The sequence below is a fragment of the Clostridium sp. OM05-5BH genome (assembly GCF_003481505.1).
Lineage (GTDB): Bacteria > Bacillota > Clostridia > Lachnospirales > Lachnospiraceae > Otoolea > Otoolea fessa.
The window spans coordinates 115,895-140,220 of sequence record NZ_QULJ01000004.1 but is presented as its reverse complement, the minus strand read 5'-3'; the positions used below and the strand labels follow the sequence as shown (position 1 = coordinate 140,220).

Annotated in this window: 21 protein-coding genes and 1 riboswitch; of the genes, 2 read left to right on the top strand and 19 right to left on the bottom strand. The window is 44.5% G+C overall.

Features of this window, described 5'->3' with window-relative positions; translation table 11 throughout:
• Nucleotides 1-174: 174 nt before the first annotated feature.
• The 8 genes from DXB70_RS06935 to DXB70_RS14210 form a co-directional block, all read right to left on the bottom strand.
• Entirely contained in the window at nt 175-1,167 is a 993-nt protein-coding gene (locus DXB70_RS06935; protein ID WP_107001612.1) for a beta-methylgalactoside transporter, read from the bottom strand.
• 14 nt (nt 1,168-1,181) lie between these two features.
• Complete coding sequence (locus DXB70_RS06930; RefSeq protein WP_107001613.1) at nt 1,182-2,690, bottom strand: sugar ABC transporter ATP-binding protein; 1,509 nt, start codon at nt 2,688-2,690, stop codon at nt 1,182-1,184.
• Nucleotides 2,691-2,802: 112 nt separating this feature from the next.
• A complete protein-coding gene (locus DXB70_RS06925) occupies nt 2,803-3,894 on the bottom strand; it encodes a substrate-binding domain-containing protein (protein WP_181357250.1) in 1,092 nt (363 codons plus the stop codon).
• 247 nt (nt 3,895-4,141) lie between these two features.
• Nucleotides 4,142-5,170, bottom strand: coding sequence for a galactose ABC transporter substrate-binding protein (locus DXB70_RS06920; RefSeq protein WP_118672957.1), 1,029 nt, complete (start codon nt 5,168-5,170; stop codon nt 4,142-4,144).
• 25 nt (nt 5,171-5,195) lie between these two features.
• A complete protein-coding gene (locus DXB70_RS06915; RefSeq protein ID WP_118673050.1) occupies nt 5,196-6,170 on the bottom strand; it encodes a substrate-binding domain-containing protein in 975 nt (324 codons plus the stop codon).
• Nucleotides 6,171-6,201: 31 nt separating this feature from the next.
• Nucleotides 6,202-8,001 carry a sensor histidine kinase gene (locus tag DXB70_RS06910; RefSeq protein WP_117795062.1) on the bottom strand — a complete coding sequence of 600 codons (1,800 nt, stop codon included), beginning with the start codon at nt 7,999-8,001 and terminating at the stop codon, nt 6,202-6,204.
• Nucleotides 8,001-9,629, bottom strand: coding sequence for a response regulator (locus DXB70_RS06905; protein WP_118472438.1), 1,629 nt, complete (start codon nt 9,627-9,629; stop codon nt 8,001-8,003). The genes DXB70_RS06910 and DXB70_RS06905 overlap by 1 nt, the downstream gene beginning before the upstream one ends.
• Nucleotides 9,630-9,803: 174 nt before the next feature.
• Nucleotides 9,804-9,986 carry a hypothetical protein gene (locus DXB70_RS14210; RefSeq protein WP_107001618.1) on the bottom strand — a complete coding sequence of 61 codons (183 nt, stop codon included), beginning with the start codon at nt 9,984-9,986 and terminating at the stop codon, nt 9,804-9,806.
• 185 nt (nt 9,987-10,171) lie between these two features.
• Here DXB70_RS14210 and DXB70_RS14375 point away from each other — a divergent pair, with 185 nt between their 5' ends.
• A complete protein-coding gene (locus tag DXB70_RS14375) occupies nt 10,172-10,972 on the top strand; it encodes a hypothetical protein (protein WP_233430273.1) in 801 nt (266 codons plus the stop codon).
• 46 nt (nt 10,973-11,018) lie between these two features.
• A riboswitch (TPP riboswitch) is annotated at nt 11,019-11,124 on the top strand.
• A 140-nt stretch (nt 11,125-11,264) separates the two neighbouring features.
• On the opposite strand, the gene DXB70_RS06890 is transcribed toward DXB70_RS14375, so the two are convergent.
• Together DXB70_RS06890 and DXB70_RS06885 are read right to left on the bottom strand one after the other, a co-directional pair.
• Entirely contained in the window at nt 11,265-12,005 is a 741-nt protein-coding gene (locus DXB70_RS06890) for a L,D-transpeptidase family protein (RefSeq protein ID WP_243099922.1), read from the bottom strand.
• Nucleotides 12,006-12,094: 89 nt separating this feature from the next.
• Entirely contained in the window at nt 12,095-12,820 is a 726-nt protein-coding gene (locus DXB70_RS06885) for a DUF6198 family protein (protein WP_243099921.1), read from the bottom strand.
• A gap of 298 nt (nt 12,821-13,118) precedes the next feature.
• Between DXB70_RS06885 and DXB70_RS06880 the strand changes: the two genes are divergently transcribed.
• Nucleotides 13,119-14,459, top strand: a complete 1,341-nt coding sequence (locus tag DXB70_RS06880) for an MATE family efflux transporter (protein ID WP_118467380.1) — start codon at nt 13,119-13,121, stop codon at nt 14,457-14,459.
• Nucleotides 14,460-14,563: 104 nt separating this feature from the next.
• Here DXB70_RS06880 and DXB70_RS06875 read toward each other — a convergent pair whose 3' ends face one another.
• The 9 genes from DXB70_RS06875 to DXB70_RS06825 form a co-directional block, all read right to left on the bottom strand.
• Nucleotides 14,564-15,838, bottom strand: coding sequence for a hypothetical protein (locus DXB70_RS06875; RefSeq protein WP_118672955.1), 1,275 nt, complete (start codon nt 15,836-15,838; stop codon nt 14,564-14,566).
• Nucleotides 15,839-16,179: 341 nt separating this feature from the next.
• Nucleotides 16,180-17,076, bottom strand: a complete 897-nt coding sequence (locus DXB70_RS06865) for a transposase (protein WP_118672953.1) — start codon at nt 17,074-17,076, stop codon at nt 16,180-16,182.
• A gap of 493 nt (nt 17,077-17,569) precedes the next feature.
• A complete protein-coding gene (locus DXB70_RS06855) occupies nt 17,570-18,475 on the bottom strand; it encodes a transposase (RefSeq protein WP_117795045.1) in 906 nt (301 codons plus the stop codon).
• Between the two features lie 241 nt (nt 18,476-18,716).
• A complete protein-coding gene (locus DXB70_RS06850; RefSeq protein ID WP_118672951.1) occupies nt 18,717-19,946 on the bottom strand; it encodes a hypothetical protein in 1,230 nt (409 codons plus the stop codon).
• A gap of 187 nt (nt 19,947-20,133) precedes the next feature.
• Nucleotides 20,134-21,363, bottom strand: coding sequence for a 4Fe-4S cluster-binding domain-containing protein (locus DXB70_RS06845; protein WP_182448428.1), 1,230 nt, complete (start codon nt 21,361-21,363; stop codon nt 20,134-20,136).
• Nucleotides 21,350-22,753, bottom strand: a complete 1,404-nt coding sequence (locus DXB70_RS06840; protein ID WP_118672947.1) for a hypothetical protein — start codon at nt 22,751-22,753, stop codon at nt 21,350-21,352. The genes DXB70_RS06845 and DXB70_RS06840 overlap by 14 nt, the downstream gene beginning before the upstream one ends.
• Complete coding sequence (locus DXB70_RS06835; RefSeq protein WP_118672946.1) at nt 22,746-23,348, bottom strand: hypothetical protein; 603 nt, start codon at nt 23,346-23,348, stop codon at nt 22,746-22,748. Before DXB70_RS06835 ends, DXB70_RS06840 begins: the two co-directional genes overlap by 8 nt.
• A 14-nt stretch (nt 23,349-23,362) precedes the next feature.
• Nucleotides 23,363-23,734, bottom strand: a complete 372-nt coding sequence (locus DXB70_RS06830; protein WP_118672944.1) for a hypothetical protein — start codon at nt 23,732-23,734, stop codon at nt 23,363-23,365.
• On the bottom strand, nt 23,731-24,321 hold the full coding sequence (locus DXB70_RS06825; RefSeq protein ID WP_118672943.1) for an SIS domain-containing protein: 591 nt from the start codon (nt 24,319-24,321) through the stop codon (nt 23,731-23,733). The genes DXB70_RS06830 and DXB70_RS06825 overlap by 4 nt, the downstream gene beginning before the upstream one ends.
• Nucleotides 24,322-24,326 lie beyond the last annotated feature (5 nt).

Genomic DNA, 24,326 nt, shown 5'->3' with positions numbered 1-24,326 from the left:
CCCGGCAGTTTATATAATAGAAGATTCCAACGGATTATCCTATTATAAAAAACTCCCCCGCCATGCATCCATGGAGAGGGAGTTTCTGATTTCTTTTCGAACTTATATTTATGTACGGTTTCAGACGAATTTTCATATGGTACATACATTCTCGTCAGAACACAGTTAATCTTATTACTTCTTCGCAATATACTTACGGATATCCAGCGCAATCGCAACAACGATAACGATACCCTGTGCAATATACTGATAGTTCGGGTCGATGCCGAGGAACTGTAAGCAGGTCTTTAAGAACTCGAATACAAGTACACCGATGATAACACCGGAGATACGTCCGATACCACCGTTTACAGATACACCACCGATGGTACAAGCTGCAATAGCCTCCAGCTCGTAACCGTTACCGGTATTTACACCGGCACCACCAGATTTAGCTCCCAGAAGGAAACCTGCGATAGCATACAGTGCAGTAGCTGTTACATAGATGATGATCTTGGTTTTCTTAACATTTACACCAGCAACCTCTGCTGCTGCCTCGTTGCCGCCGATTGCATACATATATTTACCATGGCGGGTGTAGTTAAATACGAACCACATGATCGCGCCGATGACAAATGCAATGATGAACAGGTACGGAATACCGAAGAAGTTACCATTTGCAATGATGGTATACTCCTGACGATAACCGCCTAACGGAACGGATTTTGTGTAAACCAGGTTGATACCGTATACGATCATCTGCATACCCAGGGTACCGATGAAAGCCGGTACATTCAGGTAAGCAACTACGATACCATTGATAAGACCAAATACACAGCAGATAGCAATACAGATAAGGAGAATCAGCCATACGTTCTGCTCGCCAAATCCTTTGGTAAGTTCAAAATGTCCGCTGTAATCACTCTTCTGGAGCAGAGTACCTGCCAGGCAGGCAGAAAGTCCAACCAGACGTCCTGCAGAAAGGTCGGTACCTTTCGTAATCAGACAGCCGGATACGCCGACTGCGATGATGAAACGGCATGCTACGTTGATGGAAATGTTGCTAAAGTTGCTACGGCTGAAGAAGTTCTGTTTTGTCACACCAACAAAGAGAACCATCAACAGGATCAGAATAACGATACCGTTATTGATCAATATATCTTTTACATTCAGTTGTTTCTTATCCATTCTCTCTTCCTCCTTTAGAACTTAGTCGCGTAGCTCATGATACGCTCCTGAGTTGCTTCCTCACCCTGTACCTCACCGGTAATGTGACCATTACACATGACAAGGATACGGTTCGACATACCAATCAGCTCCGGCATCTCAGATGAAATCATGATGATACCTTTGCCCTGCTTTGCCAGGTCAATCATGATCTGGTAGATCTCGTACTTGGCACCAACGTCGATACCACGGGTCGGCTCATCCATGATGAGGATATCCGGGTTGTTGGCCAGCCAGCGGGAAATCAGAACCTTCTGCTGGTTACCGCCTGAAAGTGACTGAATCAGTGTCTTACTGCTCGGCGTCTTGATTGAAAGCTTTGCCACGTTATCCTTGACAAGCTGCTCAATCTTCTTCTTATTCAGTTTGATACCATAGTGTAAATACTGATCCAGGGAGGAAATTGATACATTATCTGCAATGGACAGACATCCCAGAATACCAGTTCCGCGTCGGTCCTCGGTAATCATACCGATACCGCCCCGGATTGCATCCTGCGGACGCTTAATGTTCATTTTCTTACCCTTAATATAAACTTCTCCGGATTTAATATGACGCATACCGAAGATACCTTCCATCAGTTCCGTTCTCTGAGCACCTACCAGGCCGCCGAATCCAAGAATCTCGCCTCTTCTAAGGGTGAAGGAGCAATCCTGGAAGGAACGATCATGGATACTGGAATATCCTCTGACATCCAGCAGTACCTCTCCGGCTTTTGTATCATTCTTCGGAGGATAGATATTGGTCAGCTCACGACCAACCATCTGTTTGACGATCTCATCATCCGAAATCTCGTCCATATGCCAGGAACCAACATAGGTGCCGTCTCGCATGATGGTAATATCATCACAAATCTCACGAATCTCCGCCATCTTATGGGAAATATAGATGAGGGATACGCCTCGTGATTTCAGGTCACGGACAATGCGGAAAAGCGCCTCTACCTCATTATCCGTCAAGGAGGAAGTCGGCTCGTCCAGAATTACAACTCTGGCATTTAAGGATACAGCCTTGGCAATCTCGACAGACTGCATCTGGGCGATGGACATGGTTCCCAGTTTTGCCTTCGGGTTATACGGCATCTTAACATCGTCCAGCCATTTTGCTGTCTCTTCAAACATCTTTTTATGGTCGATGACCTGAATCGGACCAAATTTCTTGGTTGGATAACGACCGGTGTACATATTCTCTGCTACCGTTCTCTCAGGTATCGGCTGCAGCTCCTGATGTACCATGGCCAGTCCTCTGTGAAGGGCTTCATCCGGATTGTGGATCTCCACTTTTTCTCCATCCAGATATACCTCACCTTCATCCATATGATAAATACCAAAGAGACATTTCATCAAGGTGGATTTACCAGCGCCGTTTTCTCCCATCAGTGCATGGACGGTGCCGGGACGTACTTTGAGGTTTATCTTGTCCAGAGCTTTTACGCCAGGGAAGCTTTTCGATACCCCGCGCATCTCCAATCTGTACTCTGCCATCCCATTCTCTCCTTTCATAAAATCGGGTGTGCCATCTGCACACCCGACACTTTATTCACTCCCCTGCAGGGGAGTGATATGTTCATAACCGTCCTTCTCTGAACAGCTACAATTATTTAATCATTTCCAGAATATCGCCAGCGTTCTCAGTTGTAACCTTTACATAGTCTACCATGTATACGTTGTCAACATCTTTGCCGTTTACGAAATCAAGAGCTTTGTCAGCTGCTGTATGAGCCTGTCCGAAGTAATCGTTGAATACGGTACCGGTCATCTTGTCGTTCATAACGTTCTCAACAACCTCAACCAGAGCATCAACACCTACCAGGTAGATATCTTTGTTTACAGTTCTTCCAGCTGCCTCGATAGCCTGCAGAGCACCAAGAGCCATAGCATCGTTGTTGCAGAATACAACATCGATCTTGTCGCCGTACTGGGACAGAGCGTTAGCAGTGATCTCCTGACCCTTTGTCTGATCCCAATCACCACGCTGCTTGGTCAGCTCTTCAACCTCTACGCCAGCTGCCTTTAAAGCCTCAACGGATTTCTCAGTTCTGTACTGAGCATCTACGTTCTCCGGATCACCCTGAACCATGATGTAACGAACAACGCCGTCGCCGTCTGCATCACCCTTGTTCTCAAGCTCAGCGATCTCTTCACCCTGATATGTACCGGACTGTCTAGCATCAGCACCTACATAAGTAGCTTTGATGCCGTCGTCAACCCAAGCCTGCTCTCTCTCAGCATCCGGCTCACGGTTGATGTAAACAACCGGGATACCTGCTTCGTTGCAGATGTTGGTTACATCCGGCTCAGAAGAAGCCTGAACCAGGTTGATGATCATAACATCAAATCCCTGAGTAACGAAGTTACGGATCTGGTTCATCTGCTCGGACTGGTCATTCTTACCATCCATGATGGAGATGTTCTCTGCCTTTAAGCCAAGCTCATCTACTAAATATTTCTGAAGTTCGTTTCTATACAGTGTCATGAAGTTATCAGCGAACTGGTAAATAGAAATACCAACTTTAACTTCTGCCGGATCTTTTCCTTCGATTGCTTCTTTAACAGTCTCTGCTGCGTCAGCTGCTGCTGTTGTCTCTTCTGCCGCTGCAGTTGTCTCTGCCGGTTTGCTGGAGCAAGCAGTTACGGAAAATGCCATTGCAGTTGCCAAACCAAGTGCTGCTACTTTTTTCAGTTTCATAATGTTTGTCCTCCCTTAAACTTGCGTATCCGTTTGCGCTGTCCGGATCCACCGAACAGTTAAATTTTCCGCATACACACATTATACAGTTTCGCCGATTCGTCATTTTTTCTTATCGACACCTTTATTATACGGATCGTTTGTACACTTTTCCATATAATTTTCTTGGTTCTTATATAAAATTTTTTTAGATCCTTTGTGATTTTATTCACATATTCTTGTTTTTCCGGTGTGAAACTGTGGGATTTTATGGTAAATCAGCAACAGTCAACGCTTTCTGACTGCATTGATAATAGGTTCCTTCCTCTAATTCGACCTTTTCCTGTACATTTTGACCAAGTGCCTCGGCGGCAGCTATCTCAAAAATCACTTCTGCATACTCGTCGCTGTCGCACTGGACTGTTCCATACAGCTTTCCGCTCTTAAGCCCCTCGATTCCCTGCGGGGTTCCGTCAATGCCGACCACCTTCACACCTCTTGTGTCACCAGCGCGTTCAAGCGCCTCGGCAGCTCCGAGCGCCATCTCATCGTTGTTGCAGATCACCACCTCGATCGCATCCCCGAACTGGCGGATCCACTGTTCCATCAGCGCCGCCGCCTGGCTCCGATCCCAGTTTGCCGAACCACCGGTCAGTTTTTCCAGCGGAATATCTCCGTCGCGCATCGTCTGTACCGACCACTCTGTGCGGATCAGCGAATCCTGATGGCTGCGCTCGCCCTCCAACATCACATATCCCACAGTTCCATCCTCGTTTAAATCAAGACTGCCTGGATTTTCCTGATACGCATCCACCAGAATTTTCCCCTGCAGAACCGCCGATTCCCGCGCGTCCTCCCCTACATAATAGAGGTGCTCCCATCGTTTCATGTCCTCCTCGACCGGTTCGCGGTTGAAAAATACGACCGGCGTCCCGGCATCCATCGCCTTGTTGATGACATACGATGCTGCCGAGCGATCCACCATATTAACACAGATCGCATCGTATTCCAGGGAAAGGAAACGATCTACCTGGCTGTTCTGCGTATTTTGGTTTCCCTTCGGATCCATGATTTCCAGATTAACCTTGATGCCCGTCTGCTGCTCATATTCCTTCGCCTTTTCCTCCAGACTGGAACGGATATTGTTGATAAAGGCATCCTCGCCCCGGTACAGCGTCACGCCGATACGGATGCTCTTTTTTTCTGCCGGTTTTGCCGCGCTGCATCCATTTAAAAGAAGTGTGCCCGCTGCCAGAAGCGCCAGCGCCATCTGAATGCTTTTTCCGCTTTTTTTCATTTCTCTATACCCCCTTCCCAGATTTTTAATCAATCGGGTACAGCATCTTCTCATATTTCTTTGACCGTAGCTCATCCTTCTCTATATAGTAGGATTCCAGTGAAAACTGGCTTCTCTCCTGCTCTTTTTCAATCGCCTGCACTGCTTTTTTGACCGCAAAATAGCCCGCGTCAAACTGGTTTGTCACCACCAGCCCCCGGATTGTCCCCTTGTCAAGCTGATCCAGCAGGGACGGCATCATCCCGACGCCGTACAGCCCGGAAATGTATTTTCCGTACACGCTGCTTCCGCCGACAATCTCCGCCGCCTCCGCTGTGCTGGCGAAATCCAGTGCCGCCACCACCGCCGTGCCGCTGCCCGGATAAACTGTTTTTTCAATGACGGAACGGTAAGTATCATCGGTGCCGCGCGGCACAATGGTATAGGAAAAGCCCTGTTTTTCCAGCACCTCCGTCAGCCCCTGCTTCATCTCCCCCGCCTTGCCGATATATGGGTTATCTGCAAAGATCCAGACAGGAAGATCGGGGCTCTGTTCCGCCGTAATCGCCTCGCCCAGCTTTCTCCCGGCTGCCGTCCAGTCCATATGAACCGCCCCCTTGACCTCCTCATCCGGTGATAATTCACCCAGCAGGATAATCGGCGTTCCATATGTATTTTCTTCCAGATATTGGCGGCATTCCAGCTCATCAACCGGCTCCAGTATCACTGCCCCGGCACCGTCTGCCGCTTCCCGGCGCACCAGCTCCATCTGCTGTGCCAGATTATCCTTTTCATACAGGGTAATAAAGCTGACATCTACATTATACTCAACCGCCGCCTGATCCACGCCCTTGCGGAAGTTGACGTAATCATCATCCGAAGTATCGCTGATAATCAGGGACACCGGGTAGACCTCCACCTCTTTTTCCTTGATGATCCAATCCGTGGAGGAAAGGAGATACAGCAAAATAAGTCCCACACACAGGATTCCCCAGAGCACCAGCTCCTTTTTTTTTCTCACTCCATATCGCATTGATCTGTCGCCCCCACTTTTACACTTTCTTCTCTTCCAGCACTTTCTCGTAAGGCACTGCCGGAAGATGAATCTTCACCGCGGTTCCTTCATCCGGCTCCGACTCGATCGAAAGACCATATTCCGCGCCGAAATACAGCTTGATCCGCTCGTTGACATTGCGTACCCCGATGCCGGATCCGCGCTTGGATGCCACGTGCGCCGTATCGGTAAAGAGGCTCTCGACCTGTTCCTCCGTCATGCCAAGCCCATTGTCCCGCACCTCCAAATACAGCTCTTTTTCCTCCTGCCAGGCGCGCACGAAGATCTCGCCGTCGCCGTCCATATATTCCATGCCATGGTAGATCGCATTCTCCACCAGCGGCTGCAGCATCAGTTTTAAACTTGCAAGTTCCAAAACCTCATCATCTGACTTGATCGTATAGGTAAACTTATTTTTAAACCGCATCTGTTGGATCATCAGGTAATTCCGGACGTGTTCCAGCTCATCCTTCACAGTAATTAAGCTCTTGCCGCGGCTTAAACTGATACGGAAGAACCGCGCCAGCGCCGTCACCACCTTGACCGCCTCCGTTTTCTGCTCATTTTCAATCATCCAGACAATGATATCGAGCGTATTATAGAGGAAATGCGGATTGATCTGCGACTGCAGCGTATCAAACTCCTGCTTGCGTTTCGCCTCATGCTCACGCACAATATCCTGCATCAGGAGGCGGATCTGACCCGCCATATCACTGATCGATTTTCCCAGATGGCGGATCTCATAGGAACCTCCGATGTACACCGGTGCGCTTAAATTGCCCGCCTCCAGGACGCCGACCGATTTTTCCAGCTCGCGGATCGGATTCGTGATCCTCGATGAAATATAAGAGTTAATCAGAGCCAGAATGCACAAAATGAGGGCAATGACAAATACGATAAAAAGCCGGGTTTTGATCGTGTTGAGCGACACGGCATTTTCCGGCGTCACCCCGACCACCTTCCAGCCTGTGTAGCCGATCGTCTTGACCGTCGCCATCCGCTTTTTTCCGGCAAATATCTCCTCATGATTTCCGTCCGAATAGCCGGCTGCCTGTCCATTGTTCTCCTGCACCCAGCCGGAATCCAGAAGCTGCATCTGCGGGTGGTAAAGAATCTCGCCATTTCCGCTGATCATATAGAAATAACCGCCGCGCCCCGTCGTGATGCCGCCAAAGAGCTGTTCCAGGCTCGAATAGCGAATATCGACCAGAAGGACGCCCTGCGAGGTCGAGGTTCCGTGTGTCAGTTCGACCGCCCGGGACAGCGAAATGACCCATCGATATTGATTTTCCGCATTGTCAAACACATACTGTACGTGCGGTAGGGAAAAATGCTGGTTTTCCGTCCGGTTTAAGGCGCTCCGGAACCATTCTTCCTGCGTCACATCCACCTCATTTTTCAGACGCACCGCCGGGACTGCCTCCAGAAGCGCCCCATCCTCCGAAAACAGGGCAATATTCTCCACATTATCCTTATTATTATCGTAGAGAAGCGTAAATTCACTTCCAAGCGACTGGCTCGACAGATCGGCATTCTTGATCGTGCCATAATAAAGCGAGTCGGACAGCTTCATGATCGTGCGGAGATACGACTCCACAGAGCGCCCCACCTGCGCGATCAGGTTCTGGCTCTCCTCCTGTACTACTTCCGTGACCTGCCGTGACATTCTCTGGTACAGCGACAGGGAGATCAGCACGCTCGCCGCCAGCGCCGTGATCGTAAAATAGATAAAGATCATAGACCGGATGCTGGCGTCGTCAAAAAGCTTTTTCTTCCAGATCGTCCTTTTTTTACCCATTATGCCTCCCCGCTCCGGTGTGCCGTGCGGTACCGCGTCGGGGAAACACCGAATTTTTTCTTAAATACGTAACTGAAATAGTTCTGCTCCGGGTAGCCGACCTTTTCCGCGATGATATACGTCTTGTCGTCAGTTGCCATCAGAAGCTCGACCGCGCGCCCCAGCCGGACATCGGTCAGATAGGCGATGTACGCCTGTCCCGTCTCCTTCTTAAACATCGTTGAAAAATACGCCGGGCTCATATGCAGATGGCGGCAGATCTTCTCCACCGACAGCTCCGGATCTTGAAAATTGTCCTGAATGTACTGCTTCGCCTCGCGGATCACGTTTTTTGTCGTATTGCTCCGCTCTTCTTCCATTCCGGCATTCATCTTGAGCGCCACCTCGGTCAGGTACGGGCGGACATTCTCCATCTTCTGGACGCGCCCCAGAATCTCGAAATAATCATTTTCCACGCCAAACATCTCGCTGATCCGCAGATCATACTGCTGGGAGAGCTGTGTCAGCACATTGATGATCGCAAGCACATACGCCTGATACTGGCGGTAATGCACCCGCGCATCCTCCATCCGGCTCACAATCCCGTCTATCACGGAACGGATCTTTTCCTTCGGTCCAAACTTGACTGCCGCTATAAGCTCCGACTCCATCCGGCTGTCGAACCGGAGTTTTTCATGCCCGGACGGCTCCATATCGCCGATGCAGATCACACCGCCGGAACCTGTGATCGCACGGTAACCGAGTGCATTGAGTGCCGTGTGGCACGGGCGGCTTAAATCCGTCAGCGAACTGCAGCTCTCACCCACGCCGATCGTAACCGATACCTCCAGAATTTTCTTCGTCTCCTTGCAGATATCGCCCAGCAGGGCAATCAGTCCGGTCTGCGTATTGTCTTTGTCGATCGCCACCAGAAGGATCGTCTCAAAGGAAGAGTGGAACACAATAAAACGGTACTGCCCTTCCAGTTTTTCCTCAATCAGATTGCGGACGGAAATCGGAATCAGCTCCCGCTGCTGATGCAGCGAAACTGCCTTGTCCACCTTCTCATCCGGTTCCAGATGGATCGCCGCAATCACCCATTTGACCGCACCCGCAACGTCGATCGCATATTCGTTCAGTTTTTCCTCAATCTGCGCTTCCTCCATGCCGCCGTGAATCAGGTCATTCAAAAAATGTTCCCGGATCGCCGGAAGACTCTTGATATAACTTTCCCGAAGCAGGGTAACATTCCGCTTCTGCTCGATCTCCTCATCGAGATTTTTCTTGATTTTCTTTAAAATCGCCGTCAGCTCTTCGACATTGACCGGCTTTAAAATATATTCGATCACATTGAGCTTGATCGCCTTTTTGGCGTACTCAAATTCATCAAAACCAGAAAAAATCACGATCTTGATGGACGGATATCTCTGCCGTATATTCTCCGCCATCTCCAGCCCGTCCATATATGGCATCCGGATGTCTGTCAGCACAACATCCGGCTCATTCTGCTCGATCTTTTCCAGCGCTTCCTTCCCGTTCTCCGCATCCCCGATCACCTCGAATCCGGCATCCTGCCAGTCGATTTTGCGTATGATGCTTGTCCGTACTTCCTCCTCGTCATCTACCAGCATGATTTTATATGGGTTCATATGGATTCGTCCTTTCAGTTCCTGATGCAATGTTGTTGTGAGCCAGTTTGTCTTAGGACTCTGGAGCTCTGCTACGGTATCCCCATTCCAGCTTTCCCTGACACCTCATGAGGAAGTGGCTGGGCAGGCTGGAATGAGGGGAATTTCTTTCTTTACATTATACCACATCTTTCTTTATTTGTGAGTTTGTGATTTTTCACTGGCAGGTTCCAATTTCTGTAAAGGCGTGCTTCGTCCCCGGGTGCGGGAACCCGGTTCCACACAGCGTCTGCATCCAGTCCGCCGTCCGCGGCAGGCGAGACAGTCTTCATCTATTTCATAAACGGCATTTCCATCAATGATCAGCCGGGTGTTCATAGCTCTGAATCCTTTTCTTTCTTATTTTTTATAATATACTATATGTGGTTTTTCCTGTCCCGGAGCTTTTTTTCTTTAAACATTCCCGTTCTTTTTCGATTCCAAAAGTGCCTACCCGTGAACCAAAACGTCTTTTTTTCCTCTCATCTGCATATATTGAGACAAAGATTTGGGAGGTTTTTTTCGTGAACCAAGATGTTTCTCTCAAAATGACCGAGTTAGACCGCTTGACCTCACTCCCACATATGCAGCTTGTCAAGGCGGCGCTTCCCTATATTCACATCCCGGAACAGCGTTTTTTCTCCCTGTTTGTGAAATTCCGCGAACTAGAAAAGACGATGCAGCTATTTGCTGATCCGGCCGACGGTGAGATCGGAATCTGCTCGGTGGGCGAACGCGACAAGGATTCGCCGGTTGATATGCTGAAAGCGATCAAGCCGTATGGCACAGAGGAAGAGCAAAGTTCGATCGATCTGGTCTTAAATTTTATCGAAGGTTCCCGCCTCTATGAATCCTACTGGCAAAATATGCCGCAGACAGCATCCTTTCCGACTTCGCAAGATATCCAGAATGATTCACCCAATTCTGATGCAGTTCCGGCATCTGTCCTTTACCCGCAAGCCGAATATTCCCGCAGACAGAAAAAAACCACAGACCGTGCATCTGGCACATCCACTTCAAACAGACAGGAGGCACACACTATGGAATTTCAAAACTGGAAACAGGATCCGAGACTCCGCTCCATGGATCCAGACAAAATAAAACAGATGGAACAGTTAGCCGATCAGGCAAGAAACACGCCGCAAGACAAGCTTCTGCCGCTTCTCATGAGTCTCCGGGGCAGCAACGGTTCCCCGCAATTCTCAACCTCAGAAATGGACACTCTTTTTTCGATCCTGACAGACCAAATGCCCCCAGCGCAGAAACGGCAGGCGGAAATGCTGCGGATGCTGAGCCGGCAGATGGGCGGGGCAAATAAATCATAAAACCAGAGTTGCCATTGCTATTTTTTTCCAAATCATGCTACAATTCATTTCGATAATGGGGAGCTTGTGATGCAGGCTGAGAGGGAACCAAAAGTTCCGACCCAAAACCTGATTTGGATAATGCCAACGTAGGGACAAATATTTTGAGACACCTGAGCGCCGGATATTGTCCGGCGTTTTTGGGTTTCATTAGGAAATTATGTCCTATGAAACAAAAAAACTCATCTGGGGGTTCCTATCTGCTTCCAGATAAAAATCCCCAAATGAGATCTGACTCTCACAGCCTATCTAATTAGTAATTTGCTAAATCGCTCTCATCCTGCACCACCACAATCTTCGTCCCGGTATCCACCTGGCACACAACCTGTTTCATATCTTCCTCCGGAATACTGATGCATCCGGAAGTTCCCGTATTATTCCAGCTCTTCGGGCAATGCAGAAAGATCGCCGATCCCTTTCCCGGTGTACACTCCGGATTATAATCCAGTACCAGGCCATAATTATACTGCGGCGCCTGCGCCATCAGATCCTCCGCCGAATTCCAGTCCTTCTGTACCTGCTTCGTATTTGCCAGCTTGTTATAATACTGGCTGTTTCCGTCATCTACATAATAATCGCCGTCCACGATCTGGTGATACGGCAGAATCGTTCCCGGATTTGCCTTCAGGCCAAATGCCATCGTAAAGCGGTACACACCCGCCGGCGTCTTCTTATCGCCCTCCTGCTTCTGCATCGTGATACCGTTCATGCCGCTGACCGCTTCTTTCGACATCACCTGCACCAGTTTTCCATCTGCATCGCGTTTATACCAGTCCAGACGGCTCTTCGCCGGATCCTGGCGGTTGCCAATCACCACTATCAGCTGCGTTGCATCCTTCGCTGCCTCCAGTGTATTTACATCCCCGTTGTAGCTTGCCGTAAGCGCCGGTCCTGTCGCTTTCTCCGCCGCCATCGCAGCCGCCGGAGCTGCCGCACTCATCAACATGGCTGCTGCCAATACTACCATTGCTTTCCGCTTCATTCTCAATTTCATCTTATTTATCTCCTATTATTTTATGTATCTGAATTTCACTCAAAAATCGGCTGCTTTTATCTTTCGCACACCTTTTTCCACACACTCTGTCAGTTCCTGCCACTTTCCAGTCCAGCCGCCTGCAGCATCGCCTTTCCAAAAATATGATGAAACAGCGCAATCACGCGCCCCACCAGCACGACAGCACAGACCGTTCCAATGCCGATTCCCACCGGTTTTCCCGCAAACAAAAGCCCCATGAGCAGTGACAAAACGATACAGGTTGCATCGACACAGTTCTTCATCAGACCTGTGTCGATTCCAAAGGTGTCCGCCAGCACCTGCACCAGACCATCACCCGGATTTGGCACCAGCCGCATTGACAGGGACATCGCTGCGCCGACGCCTGTAAAAGTCAGGGCAAGCACCAGCACGCCCAGGCGTCCTAAAAGTCCAGAAGCCGCCGGTCCACATTCTTCCAGCGGCGGTATGCACGCTGAAAATACATTCAGAAATCTTGTAAATGCAATACTCAATGGAAACTGCAGAGCATCTTTCATAAGCAAGCTGCGTCCTGCTTCTCCTTTCTCCCGCAGATGAATCGCCGCCTGAATCAAGACAAAGATACCATACAGGACAAAGGTCATATCACCAAAATTCCGGTTCCAGATCACGGATGCCGCATACGAAAGTGAAATAATCGGCGACACTCCGAGTCCAGCTTTGGTATTGAGTGTAAGCCCCATCGCCAGAATCAGAAGCCCCATCAGATAGAAGCTCCACCGTGCTACCCCGCTTCCCGTCGGTTTCTCCGTCATTTCCATGTTGTGATTCAAGATTTCCTCATCCCTTTTTCTTAATATTCGTTAAATCGTAACTGTTCAGTCCCCTCACAGTCACGCGCAAAAATCCATTAAAAATTGCCTATGGCAATGGGATTTTTGCCTGCTGGCCCATGTTTTCGTACGGTCAGCGCAGTAAATGCGCAGACCTGCTGAACAGTTACATTAAATCTATTCTATTATAGATCCTTCTCTTTCCACTTGACAAGCGCTTTCCGTTCTCTTTACTTTTTCCATCCTCTATGCTACACTAAACTCATGATTTTAGCTGTATCAAAGGAGTTTTATACATATGAAAAAAGATATGACCGAAGGGCGGGAATGGTCCTCCATCCTGCTCTTTTCCCTGCCTATCATGGGGGCAAACCTGCTGCAGGTTTTGTACAACCTCGCTGACAGCGTGATCGTCGGAAACCTCATCAGCGCAACCGCCCTTGGAGCCGTCGGACTAACCAGCTCCATGATCTGGCTTCTGACCGCCATCTGCACCTCCATCGGTGCCGGTGTCAACATCGCAGTTGCCCAGTATTTCGGTGCCAAAAAAGAGACAGACATACAGGAATCCATCTCCGTCTCCTATCTGATTGCCATAATCGCAAGTATATTTTTAACCGCCGCCTGCTTTCTGGCAGCCCGTCCAGTTATTTTCGGTTTTTTGCAGGCACCGGAGGAAATGCGTTTCGACAGTATGGCATACTTTCTGATCTACAGCGGTGGAATTATTTTCCAGCTGCTCTACAATGTTACCTATGGCATCCTGCGGGCACACGGTGATTCGCGCGGCGCACTCATTTTCCTGATGATCTCCGCCGCCCTGAACATCGTGCTGGACTGTGTGTTTATCTCCATCTTTCATATGGGTGTCTCCGGCGCGGCTGCCGCGACCGTGATCGCACAGGCAGGTTCCGCCATCGCCAGTTTCCTGTATCTGCGGCACATTTTCCCGGATCTGCTGCCGAAACGGCGTTATCTCTACGCCTGGAAGGGACAGGGGGCGCTGCTGATGCGCCTGAGTATTCCGATCATGCTGCAGACGGGCGTCAATTCAATCGGCTTCCTCATCCTGCAGCGTCTCATCAACTCCTTCGGCGCTCCCAGCATCGAGGGCTACGCTGCCATGCTGAAGGTCGAACAGCTCGCGCACATCCCGTCCCAGAGCTTTAACGTCGCCATTTCCAGCTTCGCCGGACAGAATATCGGCGCTGAAAAACTGGACCGTGCCCGCCGCGGCTACCGCACCACCATCCTGATGGGCGTCCTGATCAGTATCTCCATCAGTATCGTAGTTCTGCTTTTTGACCGGCCGCTTCTCCAGATCTTCAACATCACCGGAGAGTCCCTGCGGCGCGCAAAGGAACATCTCGACATCCTGATGTTCTTCATCTGGACCAGCACGATCACCAACATCACCTGCGGTTTTCTGCAGGGTGCAGGCGATGTCAAGATCCCGGCAGCTTCCGGCTTCATCAACCTGGGCATCCGCCTCGCGCTCTCCTTCCTGCTGGCGCTCACCCCGGTTGGCTTCCGCTGCTACTATGTGAGCATGCCGCCCGCATGGCTGATCGCCTGCTTCGTAGTTGTGATGCGCTACCGGAGTGGAAAATGGAGGGAGTTTCGGATTGTAAAAGAGTAAAGAAAAGGGATGGAAGAATTCACTTTGGGGGTGATTTCTTCCATCCTTATTTCGTTTAGAGCTCTTTTTCGCGTTTTACCCGCTCCTAAAATTTTAGCACACTACTATCTATAAAACACAAACTCCATTTTTACCATGCACATTCCACTCCACGCGCACACCGCTGCTGCCAGTGCCCGGTATGTAAACACGATATGGATATAAGAATGATTCACAAACACACTATACCAGGCAAACGGAATCAGGCAAATCATAAGATATGGCAACATACATAGGAAGAGCTCCCGCCAGCCACTCCGAACATGCAGGCTTTGTCTATTTCTCCACAGCATAAAAATCGTCAACAGAAGAAAGACAACCGCCGCTAATACCAGAACACCTATAAATCCGGCACCTATATTCCGCATAAATACCATCACTCTGGAAAAATGATTTTCTCCATAGCTGCTGGAAACGCGGACCTGTGCCTGCGAAACGGCATCTGCCAAAACATTCTGACGTAAAATAATCGAAGAAATCAGCCATTTTCCTGCCCACATGCCAAAATAGCCAAATCCCCAAACGACTGAACCAGCCACAATCTGCCGAATCTTCTCTGCAGGCGCCGTTTTTTCCTGAATCATCATAAAAACAGTCAGTAATACCCCTAATGAAGCGACCGGATATGTAAGCAAATCCGCGTATGCAATCACAATCCCATTCATCAAAAACAGATAAAGAAAATGTCCCTCCCTGCACATCCATTTCTGAAAATAAATACACACAATAACCGACAGCATCGTCGGGTAAAATACCGTCGAAAGCTGCAGCGAATGAATAATCGCTAATGGACGCAAAAATAAAATCGTAATCCCCAACGGCAGGAACAACTGATATTGTTTTCTTTTTATTATAACCAACACCAGTAATAATATTGTAACCGCAAAAAAGACTGTATTAATTGACCGTATACCCAAATAATCGGTTACCATCAAAAGTGGCCTAAGCGCCACCAGATAGCCATGCCAATAACGCGGGTACGCAATACTGCCAACGTCCTCCTCCGCCTTCACGTATGCATCTAACGAAGTAATCGGATCTCCATTCTGATAATCTGGTCGGTAGGCTGCAGCCGCGCGGTTCAGCGCACTGGCATCTTCTTTCTGATAACAGGCATTTCCAATCATAAGCGCATCCGTCCAGTTATCCAGCTGATCCGCATATGTATAACCAATCGCCGCACCTATCCCTTCATAAGAAAATGTTTCCGCCGATCGGGCTGCATGCGTCTGGGTCAAACGATCCGGCAGCAAAAATACGCACCATAGTAAAAATATGCCTGCAAACAGACTTGCAAGCAGCATCAAACATAATTTTGCACTTATCTTTAGAAATTTCATACTCTCTCCCAACTATTGACATAGCATCAAAAAAGAAGCCCACCTACAAATCGTATACGATTATAGTAAGCGGGCTGATCAACATTATGCTTCTTTCAGTTTCTCAACCACTACTTTACATCTCTTTTTGTAAAAAGCGATGCCATAAAGCATTATATTATGGCGACCATCATTTTTCAGATACTCAGAATACCTTCGATCTCTGATTTGCTTGAGCGCTCTTTCACAGGTCTTATCTAATCCTGACACTTCCTTGGAATGCTTAAATTCAAAGATAATGCCATTATCCGGATTTTGCGGTTCAATGATAATATCAGCATATGTATAACCAACCGCCGCACCTATTCCTTAAACTTTTCCAAAATATTCCTAACTTCATCCACATCTATTTTCATCTGTTCTGCAATCTGGTTTTCTGTATATTTATCTCGATATAATCTATAAATTCCAAACACTCGTTCTTCACCCTGCTTCTGACCTTCCTTTAATCCTTCCTTCTTACCTTCCGCATACTCTGCCTTCCGAATCAATTCCTTTTCCCGTTTCTCATCATATTCGAAAATACACACCTCTATCGCCTCCGTTCGATTCTTTCTCAGGAAATCAGCCAGTATATTTTCCTCAATACATTCCGTCACAGCCTGCTCTGCCGCCCGGTTTATGCCCTTATACTCTGCCGCATATTTACGAATCTTGTCAACCAGAAGCATATACTCTTTCAACAGGCAGCAAGTTTCCAAAATCCTCTGTTTTTTATCCAGATTAATATTCAATACCTTCACTATCAATTCCAGCTCTGGTTCATCCGCCTTCTGGCAGAATGAATGTGACAGTTTCAGAACACTTTCCGCTTCCCGCTCCTCTTCTCCATTGTAAAATACAACAAAGTGTGGGGTCGGCAATTCTACCAGCGTTGACGCATACAGCGTTTGATTCCGAATGAGCATCTGGTATTCTTTCGTCACATAAATCAGAAAACGCAGCGGCATATTCGGATTCCAGGTTGACTGATGTTCATACAAATTCAACTGCATATCCAGCAAAAATGCCTGGTCATTTTTCATATTCATATAAACTGCATTTTCCAGCGTCACGATCTCCAACTCTTTTGCATCCGTATAATGTGAATGATTTACCGCATTATACAGACTCAACAGGTTCTCCCTTGTACTGAAAATCATCCGAAACAACGTATCCTTGTGATCCCGCCTTACTTTTACAGAATTCATATTTCTCATTCATTCTCCCTTCTGGCAGGAGAATTTCCACTTTTCTTTTAACCCTTTGAAAATCTCCTGCTCTTCAATTGTTGTTGACTTGGATAAGCATAAGATTTCTCAGATTAAAATTAGAATATTAGATACCGCTTAAATTGCTGATAAAGAAAAATATATGCTTGATAAGATAAATGTAGCATATCCGCATATAGGATGCAAGAAGAATTTATTTCTTTTACATTCTTATTTTATGCCCCAGTTACTGTTCACGCATGCGTGCCCAGTAACGGAATTTGCTGTGGCTTCGCATTCAAATACGGCAAATTCCTGCTGCCACCACGTTTTCTTACGGCACTTTCTGTTCCAAAAGTGCCTACCCGTGAACAGTAACTGCCCCAGAACATTCCCAAATACCGTTTCCGCATTTCCATATCCAACGGTGCATCTGTCATAACTTTCGTATTCAAATAAGGAGTGCCCTCCCTCCGAAAGACACTCCCGTCTAAGCTAAAAATCATTTAAATCGTTCCAAAATTTTCCGTACTTCTTCTACATTCATCCCCAGCTTCTCTTTAATCTGGTTTTCCGTGTAGTTCGCGCGAAATAATTGGTAAATATTAAATATCCGTTCGGCTTCTTCTTTCTTTCCAGCTTCCCGTCCAATCCTTTCTCCCTCTTTCATACCTTCCGCATACTCCGCCTTCCGGATCAGCTCCTTCTCCCGCTTATCATCATATTCAAAAATACACATTTCAATCGCCTCCGCCCGATTCTTTCTTAAAAAATCAGCCAGTATATTTTCCTCGATACACTCCGTCACTGCCTGTTCGACTGCCTGATTAATATCTTTATACTCATCCGTATATCTACGAATCTTATTCACCAGAAGCATATATTCTTTCAAAAGCTGGCACGCCTCCAACACTTCCTGTTTCTTATCAAGGTTAATATTCAACACCCTTACCATCAATTCCAGCTCTGGTTTATCCGTCTTCTGCTGAAACGAATGCGACAGCCTCAGAATCGTCTCCGCCTCCTGCTCCGTCTCCCCATTATAAAACACAACAAAATGCGGTGTCGGCACCTTTACCAGCGCCGATGCATAAAGCGTCTGATTCCGCACCAGCATCTGGTACTCCTTTGCCACATACATCAAAAAGCGCAGCGGCATATTCGGATTCCAGGTGGACTGATGTTCATAAAGGTTCAGCTGCATATCAAGCAGAAACGCCTGATCATTCTTCATGTTCATATAAACCGCATTTTTCAGCGTCACAATCTCAAGCTCCGATGCATCTGTGTAATGCGAATGATTCACCGCATTATAAAGACTCAGCAGATTCTCCCTCGTGCTGAAAATCATCCGAAACAGCGTATCCTTGTGATTCCGCTTCACTTTTACAGAATTCCTACTTCTCATTCATTCTCCCTTCTGGCAGGAGAATTTCCACTTTTCTTTTAACCCTTTGAAAATCTCCTGCTCTTCAATTGTTGTTGACTTGGATAAGCATAAGATTTTCTTAGATTATTTTTAGAATATAGATAAATATATGAAATGTGGTAAAGAAAAATATATGCTTGTTATGTTAAATGTAGCATATCCTTACAGGAGATGCAAGCAGAATAACATCCTTTTTTAACAAACTTTTGATGTTTCAAATTCATGTCCTTCTTCCCTTCTTCCCAGACATCCCCGCCATCACAATAACAAACCAGAAAAACGGCTGCCTGCAGTTCATCAGCGTAAAACTCTCTGCCAGAAGTGCCAGCACCGCCGCCCTCTGCGCTTTCTCACACCGAATCACATTTTTCACAATCCAATACACCAGAAATGTGGTAGGAATCAGTCCATACGAAAACCAGACATCAAAAAAGCTGGAATGAATCTCATTAACATGAAAAACATCAAACACGCCCGGACTCAGAAGTTTTTCAAATCCATCATACGGAATAAAACGTTCAAAAAAGCCCTCTCCCGCTCCATAAAACAGATACTGAGGCGTCAATACCAGCCGTTCCGCACTTCTGTCATACAGCAGATCATAGAGATTTCCATTTGCCAGTTTCCAGATCTTCTGCTGAATTCTGGAAAGAAGCGTATAATCCGTCTGCGAAACATCAAAATTTGCCCCTGGCCAGATCAGATAGACGCCCAGCGCCAGCATCACTACAACAGCTGCCCCGCCGAACCACCAGAGTTTTTTATACTTTGAGTGCGTGCATCTTTCCCAGAAAAACTGCCATGTCAATATTACAAAAAAGACAAGCAGTCCCACAAACATACCGGTTGATTTTGCTTTTCCAATCAGAAAAACTCCCAGAAAAAACATTCCCCAGCACGCAATCCGTGTCTTGACTGTATACTCTGCCTTCCGCCGGTATTCCATAAAAAGCACCAGAATCATCGTAAAAATGAAAAATGCAAACTGGTTCGGATCATTAAACGTTCCCATAAACCGGGAACCGCCCCAGCTCTCATGAAAATAGCGTCCGCGTCCGGAAATCAAAACAATTGTCTGAAACACCAGGTTGATCCGGCACATCCAGCAAAGTCCCCGCATAAACGAATCCGAATAAAGTGTCCGGAACGTCCAGATCAGGAATGCAGAATAAATCCAATAAAGCGTATGTAACGAAAAACTTCCTTTTCCTGTCCGAACAAAATAAATGCCATTAATGACAGCTGCAAATATCAGGAAGACCGCCCATGGAAAATCTTCCTGATAGCAGATTTTTTTACCACTTCTCCGGGCCAGGGCAAATGTCAGAACACCTGATAAGGCGAAAAACAAATCCGCGATGCCGATGCTGCCGCTGGGGAGAAGGTAGAATTGTTTGGTGAAGACGGCTATGTAAAATAGTCCTCTTAAAAATATGTCTTTATTTTTCATTAATCTTGCCAATCTTACTTATATTTTACGCAACGATATGTCTTCAGAACATTATTGTCAAATGTAAAAGCAAAAATATGTTTCTTCTGTTGTAAAGTTTATCTCTGACATATTAAGATAATTATCTGAACGCTGCTGAGTTCTAAATTTCCCCTATCCTATATTATTTTGTGCTTTTTGCATAATCTCACAAAGTCCATTCTTCTATGTTGTGTTCCGATTGCTTCCAAGGTCTTGAATTTCTCTTATGTACCGCACAATAATCACAAAATGATGTTCGATGTGTACAAAACTCTGCTATTTCTTCAAACGATTGAGCCTGATAAATATCAATGTATGCATCGTCTTTCACTTCCAAATTTTTATTAAAATATTCGTTAAAATAATGAGAGTACGGGATCATCGGGCAAGTATATATTTTTCCATCTCGCAACACAATGCTCTCATTAAACTGATAGCAACTAATCCATCTAAACTTTTCTTGATTTCCTGTTAAATCAAATGGATGTTTTACCGAATGTTTAATTCCCTTATATCCCAAAGCACCAATTTCCGAAAAGATCCAAAGCCGTGCTCCTTTTTTAAATTCTGGCGGATCAAATGTAACTGGAACTCCATACTCTTTTGCAACGTTTACTATCTTTTCCATTGTCAACGGAATCGGATATTGTGTCATGCGTATTTCAATCTCATATTTAAGCACAGCATTCCATATATTTTTTTCTCCTTGGTACCCCCCCCACTTAGATAAAAGCACTCCATCTGTAAATAAACAAATATGTGACTCCGGAAAAGATTCTCTCGTAACGCGTATATAATCAATTAATCGTTCATTCAACAATGGTTCTCCACCTTGTAATTTCATCAGTCCGATTTTTCCATCCGTCAAATAAGCTAATCTTTTAATATCTTTCACATACTGTTCAAAATCCAAAAATGTTTTTGACGCTATCGGCGAAAAATGATCACAACACTGACAATTCAGATTACAATGGTCCGCTAAATTTACCTCCAAATAAAAATCATTCAAAGATCTTGGCATCATTTTCTTCTCAATAGTTCTTTTGTTCCATTCACTCACAATATATACATTTGATATTCCGATCATTTTCAGCATTTCAATAATTTGATTTCTTTCATCATCTAAACATGGAAGTATAACGCCTATTTTCCTTTTTCTTAAATAAGGTAATTTATTTATACTTGCTATTGATTCTACAGGAAACGGTTCATTGTACCGATCGCAATCTCTTACAATCGTCATAATGAACCCATTTATTTTAATTTCAGCCATAAACAAGTATTTGGATATCAACATAGATTGCATCGTATGTCCCCAAATATAAATATCTTCGAACCTATCACAAAAACCTTTCATTTCTTCCAATTCAATCATTTTCGGATTATCTTCTACCATTTTTTCTTTCCTCCACCTTATATTTTCTTGCATTAACAAATGAATGAACAATACACTTTTGCAACATATTCATATCATCGTAATCCCAACATATTTCTTTAATATTTCTCCCTATTTTCATTTTTTCAAATGAACAAAATTCGTATACATTAGAATTAAAAATCAAGTAATCCGGATAAATAATATACTTAAAAGCTTCCGCATTACATATTAAATCGCAAAATCCACTTCTTAATCCCAAGAAATAACCTGCATAGTTCAAAACAGCCTCTGCCAATTCTAATGGAAATGGAAATGCTTTTGCTCCATTTATTGCCTTTTCTCTTCCAGCACAATTTGTACAAACATCAAAGCCTTCTTTTTTTAATTTTTCAACCACCTTTTCCCAAAACAATGGCTCATATCCTATAATTGTATTAGCATATGGGGAAATAATAACCGTATTTCCTCTTTTCAAATCGTGTTGTTCAAACATTTTACATATCTGGCTTTCTTCTATGTTCAATTCAGGATAAGCAACCTTCGGAGTTTCCAGCGAAAACATCGTATAGCTATACGCCTCTAACATATTTATTTTTTTACCATATAGATAATGTGAATAAAAATCCGTATATAAGTTTGCTGGAAACGGTGTCATAGGATGTATATTTAATTTTTCTTCTGCAAGTCCTGCTAAATATGTTAAAGTTTGTGATTCTTTTTTTGTTAATTTGATAACAGTAACCGTGTCCTCCATATTAAACAACTTTGTAACACGTACACTAACTCCCCCTACTACCGTCAATAACATCCCATTCGGAGCAATTTTTTCTATATTCATTTTTAATAAAAGACAAAAAACATAAACATCTCCCATTCCTGAATAATCATATACATAAATGGGCTTATCTTTTTCATGATATTTTATTCTTATGTCTTTATAAATTTTATATCCAACTATTAAATCGACGATTTTTTTTGTATACGTTTTTAACGCTTTTATTTTCCCTTTGAATTTTTTGTAGACTATTTCTATTTGTTTTATCGATGTGTTGATTAAAAAAACAATATCTTTTTTATTCTCAAAATCGACAAACAAATTTTTTCCTCTAATATACCCATTTTTTTCAATTTCATCTCTATATTCGCGGTATGTAAAACGATCTATAAACACACAAGGCATCGAATTATTTTCTATAAAATCTTTCAAACTAACCACAGGAATTCCTAAATATTTTTTACCTTTTTGATTAACAAAAACATTCACTATTGCCGTCGGAAAAATTCCATTATTTTGAAAAATTTTCGCTGCCTCATAATATTCGTCATTTAATGAACACAATCCAATCTGATTATTCACCAAATTATATTCATCAATTAATCGTTCAATTTTTGTTTTAATATCATTCATCATTTATCCTCAAATCATTTTGACATACATAGTTATAGAAATCTGGATCTTTATAGATTTTTTTAGGAATTCTTGGACGTGTCTTTCTATTGATTTTTCCTATTTTCAAATCATAGACTCCATCAGCTACTAATTCTTCAATAGATAGCTTAGATTTCAATAAAACTTCACAACCTTTTCTTCCTGCTATTCCACTATATTTTCCGATCAATAGCCTATCAGTATATGGATAAACTGAATAATATGTAACAACATTATCTAATTCTTCCTTTTTCAAAATTTCAACTTTTGTCACTCTGCGAGATAACATTTTAGCATATTTCTCAACATTTCCATCATCAGTCAACACAAAAAACTTCTCATTTCTTCTTATTACGGGCACATTTTGTTTTTCTAACCAATTTTTTCTTAATTCTAATTTTTCAATAAATTTATTAAGATATAAAAGTGTATAATACGCACATTGCTTATCATCCTTACTAACCAACACAACAAAATCATATTTCAAATCAACTTTGTTTTTTGAAATTATCTTTTTCCACAATTTTCTTCCGCATAAAGCCTGTTTTAGTATATCTAATATAATATTTTTCATATTTTCTTTCAAAGCTATAATTCACTATTCACTTCTATGAACAAATCATTTTTTTCATCTCTATCTTTGCACACAGCATAAGCCATTGTCAGACCAGATGGTTTATTATCATTTATAAGAATTCTTTCCCCGTATGGTGCTTCATAAATGATTGTGTCATATCTAATTCCATTTTCATTCAAAAATGTTTCTGTTACATCTGCATATTCCTTTTTTCGAGATGTCAGAAAAACAATCATATCTTCCTGTGGAATAGAGCAAAGAAATTCCTTTGCTCCATCCAAAAAAACATCTTTCCCGTACATTTTATATCCATTATGCACTACTATTGTTCCGTCCAGATCCAAGATCCACGTGTGCGGTAATGCAGATAATGTTAGTTTCATATTTTTTCTCCTCTTAATTTAGCTCCTATTCCACCACCTGGATGATTGACTTTAAAATCATCTAATGTAACGCCTCTTTTTTTAGCAATCTGCATTGCTAAACCCTGAAGAAGAATTAAATATACAGTAGTCGAATTGTTTGGAACAATATTCCATTCGTCTCCCTCATTTTTTAAATCTAAAATAAGATGCTCCTTTAAAATCGGAATCAATTTAGACTGTTTACTAAAACTTAGCAGCCATGTTTCAGCTCCTCGTTCAAGTAAATAATTGGCCAGCATAACTGATTCAACCGTATTTCCGCTTTTGGAAAGAAGAAGCACAATATCATTTTTTCCGACCATTCCCAAGTCACCATGCACTGCTGTATTAGTATGTAAAAAACGCGCATCCATACCGAGAGAATTCATTGTTCCAACAAACTTCTCGCAAATCGGAACATTTTTACCTAAACCACTAGCAACAATTTTACCTCCATTATCGATACATTTTATGCAATGATCAATTAACCGTTCAAACTGTTTTACATCAAGTGATCTTAATGACTCCTCACATGTATTCATAATATCATTAAAGTATTCTAACATTATAT

Bases quoted from the DNA above. Each gene is read 5' to 3' on its own strand.
- DXB70_RS06875 (WP_118672955.1), bottom strand. From the start codon at position 15,838: ATGAAATTTCTAAAGATAAGTGCAAAATTATGTTTGATGCTGCTTGCA.
- DXB70_RS06890 (WP_243099922.1), bottom strand. From the start codon at position 12,005: ATGAAATTGAGAATGAAGCGGAAAGCAATGGTAGTATTGGCAGCAGCC.
- DXB70_RS06835 (WP_118672946.1), bottom strand. From the start codon at position 23,348: ATGAAAAATATTATATTAGATATACTAAAACAGGCTTTATGCGGAAGA.
- DXB70_RS06920 (WP_118672957.1), bottom strand. From the start codon at position 5,170: ATGAAAAAAAGCGGAAAAAGCATTCAGATGGCGCTGGCGCTTCTGGCA.
- DXB70_RS06825 (WP_118672943.1), bottom strand. From the start codon at position 24,321: ATGTTAGAATACTTTAATGATATTATGAATACATGTGAGGAGTCATTA.
- DXB70_RS06880 (WP_118467380.1), top strand. From the start codon at position 13,119: ATGAAAAAAGATATGACCGAAGGGCGGGAATGGTCCTCCATCCTGCTC.
- DXB70_RS06930 (WP_107001613.1), bottom strand. From the start codon at position 2,690: ATGGCAGAGTACAGATTGGAGATGCGCGGGGTATCGAAAAGCTTCCCT.
- DXB70_RS06830 (WP_118672944.1), bottom strand. From the start codon at position 23,734: ATGAAACTAACATTATCTGCATTACCGCACACGTGGATCTTGGATCTG.
- DXB70_RS14210 (WP_107001618.1), bottom strand. From the start codon at position 9,986: ATGAACACCCGGCTGATCATTGATGGAAATGCCGTTTATGAAATAGAT.
- DXB70_RS06850 (WP_118672951.1), bottom strand. From the start codon at position 19,946: ATGAAAAATAAAGACATATTTTTAAGAGGACTATTTTACATAGCCGTC.
- DXB70_RS06865 (WP_118672953.1), bottom strand. From the start codon at position 17,076: ATGAGAAATATGAATTCTGTAAAAGTAAGGCGGGATCACAAGGATACG.
- DXB70_RS06840 (WP_118672947.1), bottom strand. From the start codon at position 22,753: ATGAATGATATTAAAACAAAAATTGAACGATTAATTGATGAATATAAT.
- DXB70_RS06935 (WP_107001612.1), bottom strand. From the start codon at position 1,167: ATGGATAAGAAACAACTGAATGTAAAAGATATATTGATCAATAACGGT.
- DXB70_RS06925 (WP_181357250.1), bottom strand. From the start codon at position 3,894: ATGAAACTGAAAAAAGTAGCAGCACTTGGTTTGGCAACTGCAATGGCA.
- DXB70_RS06910 (WP_117795062.1), bottom strand. From the start codon at position 8,001: ATGGGTAAAAAAAGGACGATCTGGAAGAAAAAGCTTTTTGACGACGCC.
- DXB70_RS06905 (WP_118472438.1), bottom strand. From the start codon at position 9,629: ATGAACCCATATAAAATCATGCTGGTAGATGACGAGGAGGAAGTACGG.
- DXB70_RS06855 (WP_117795045.1), bottom strand. From the start codon at position 18,475: ATGAGAAGTAGGAATTCTGTAAAAGTGAAGCGGAATCACAAGGATACG.
- DXB70_RS06845 (WP_182448428.1), bottom strand. From the start codon at position 21,363: ATGGTAGAAGATAATCCGAAAATGATTGAATTGGAAGAAATGAAAGGT.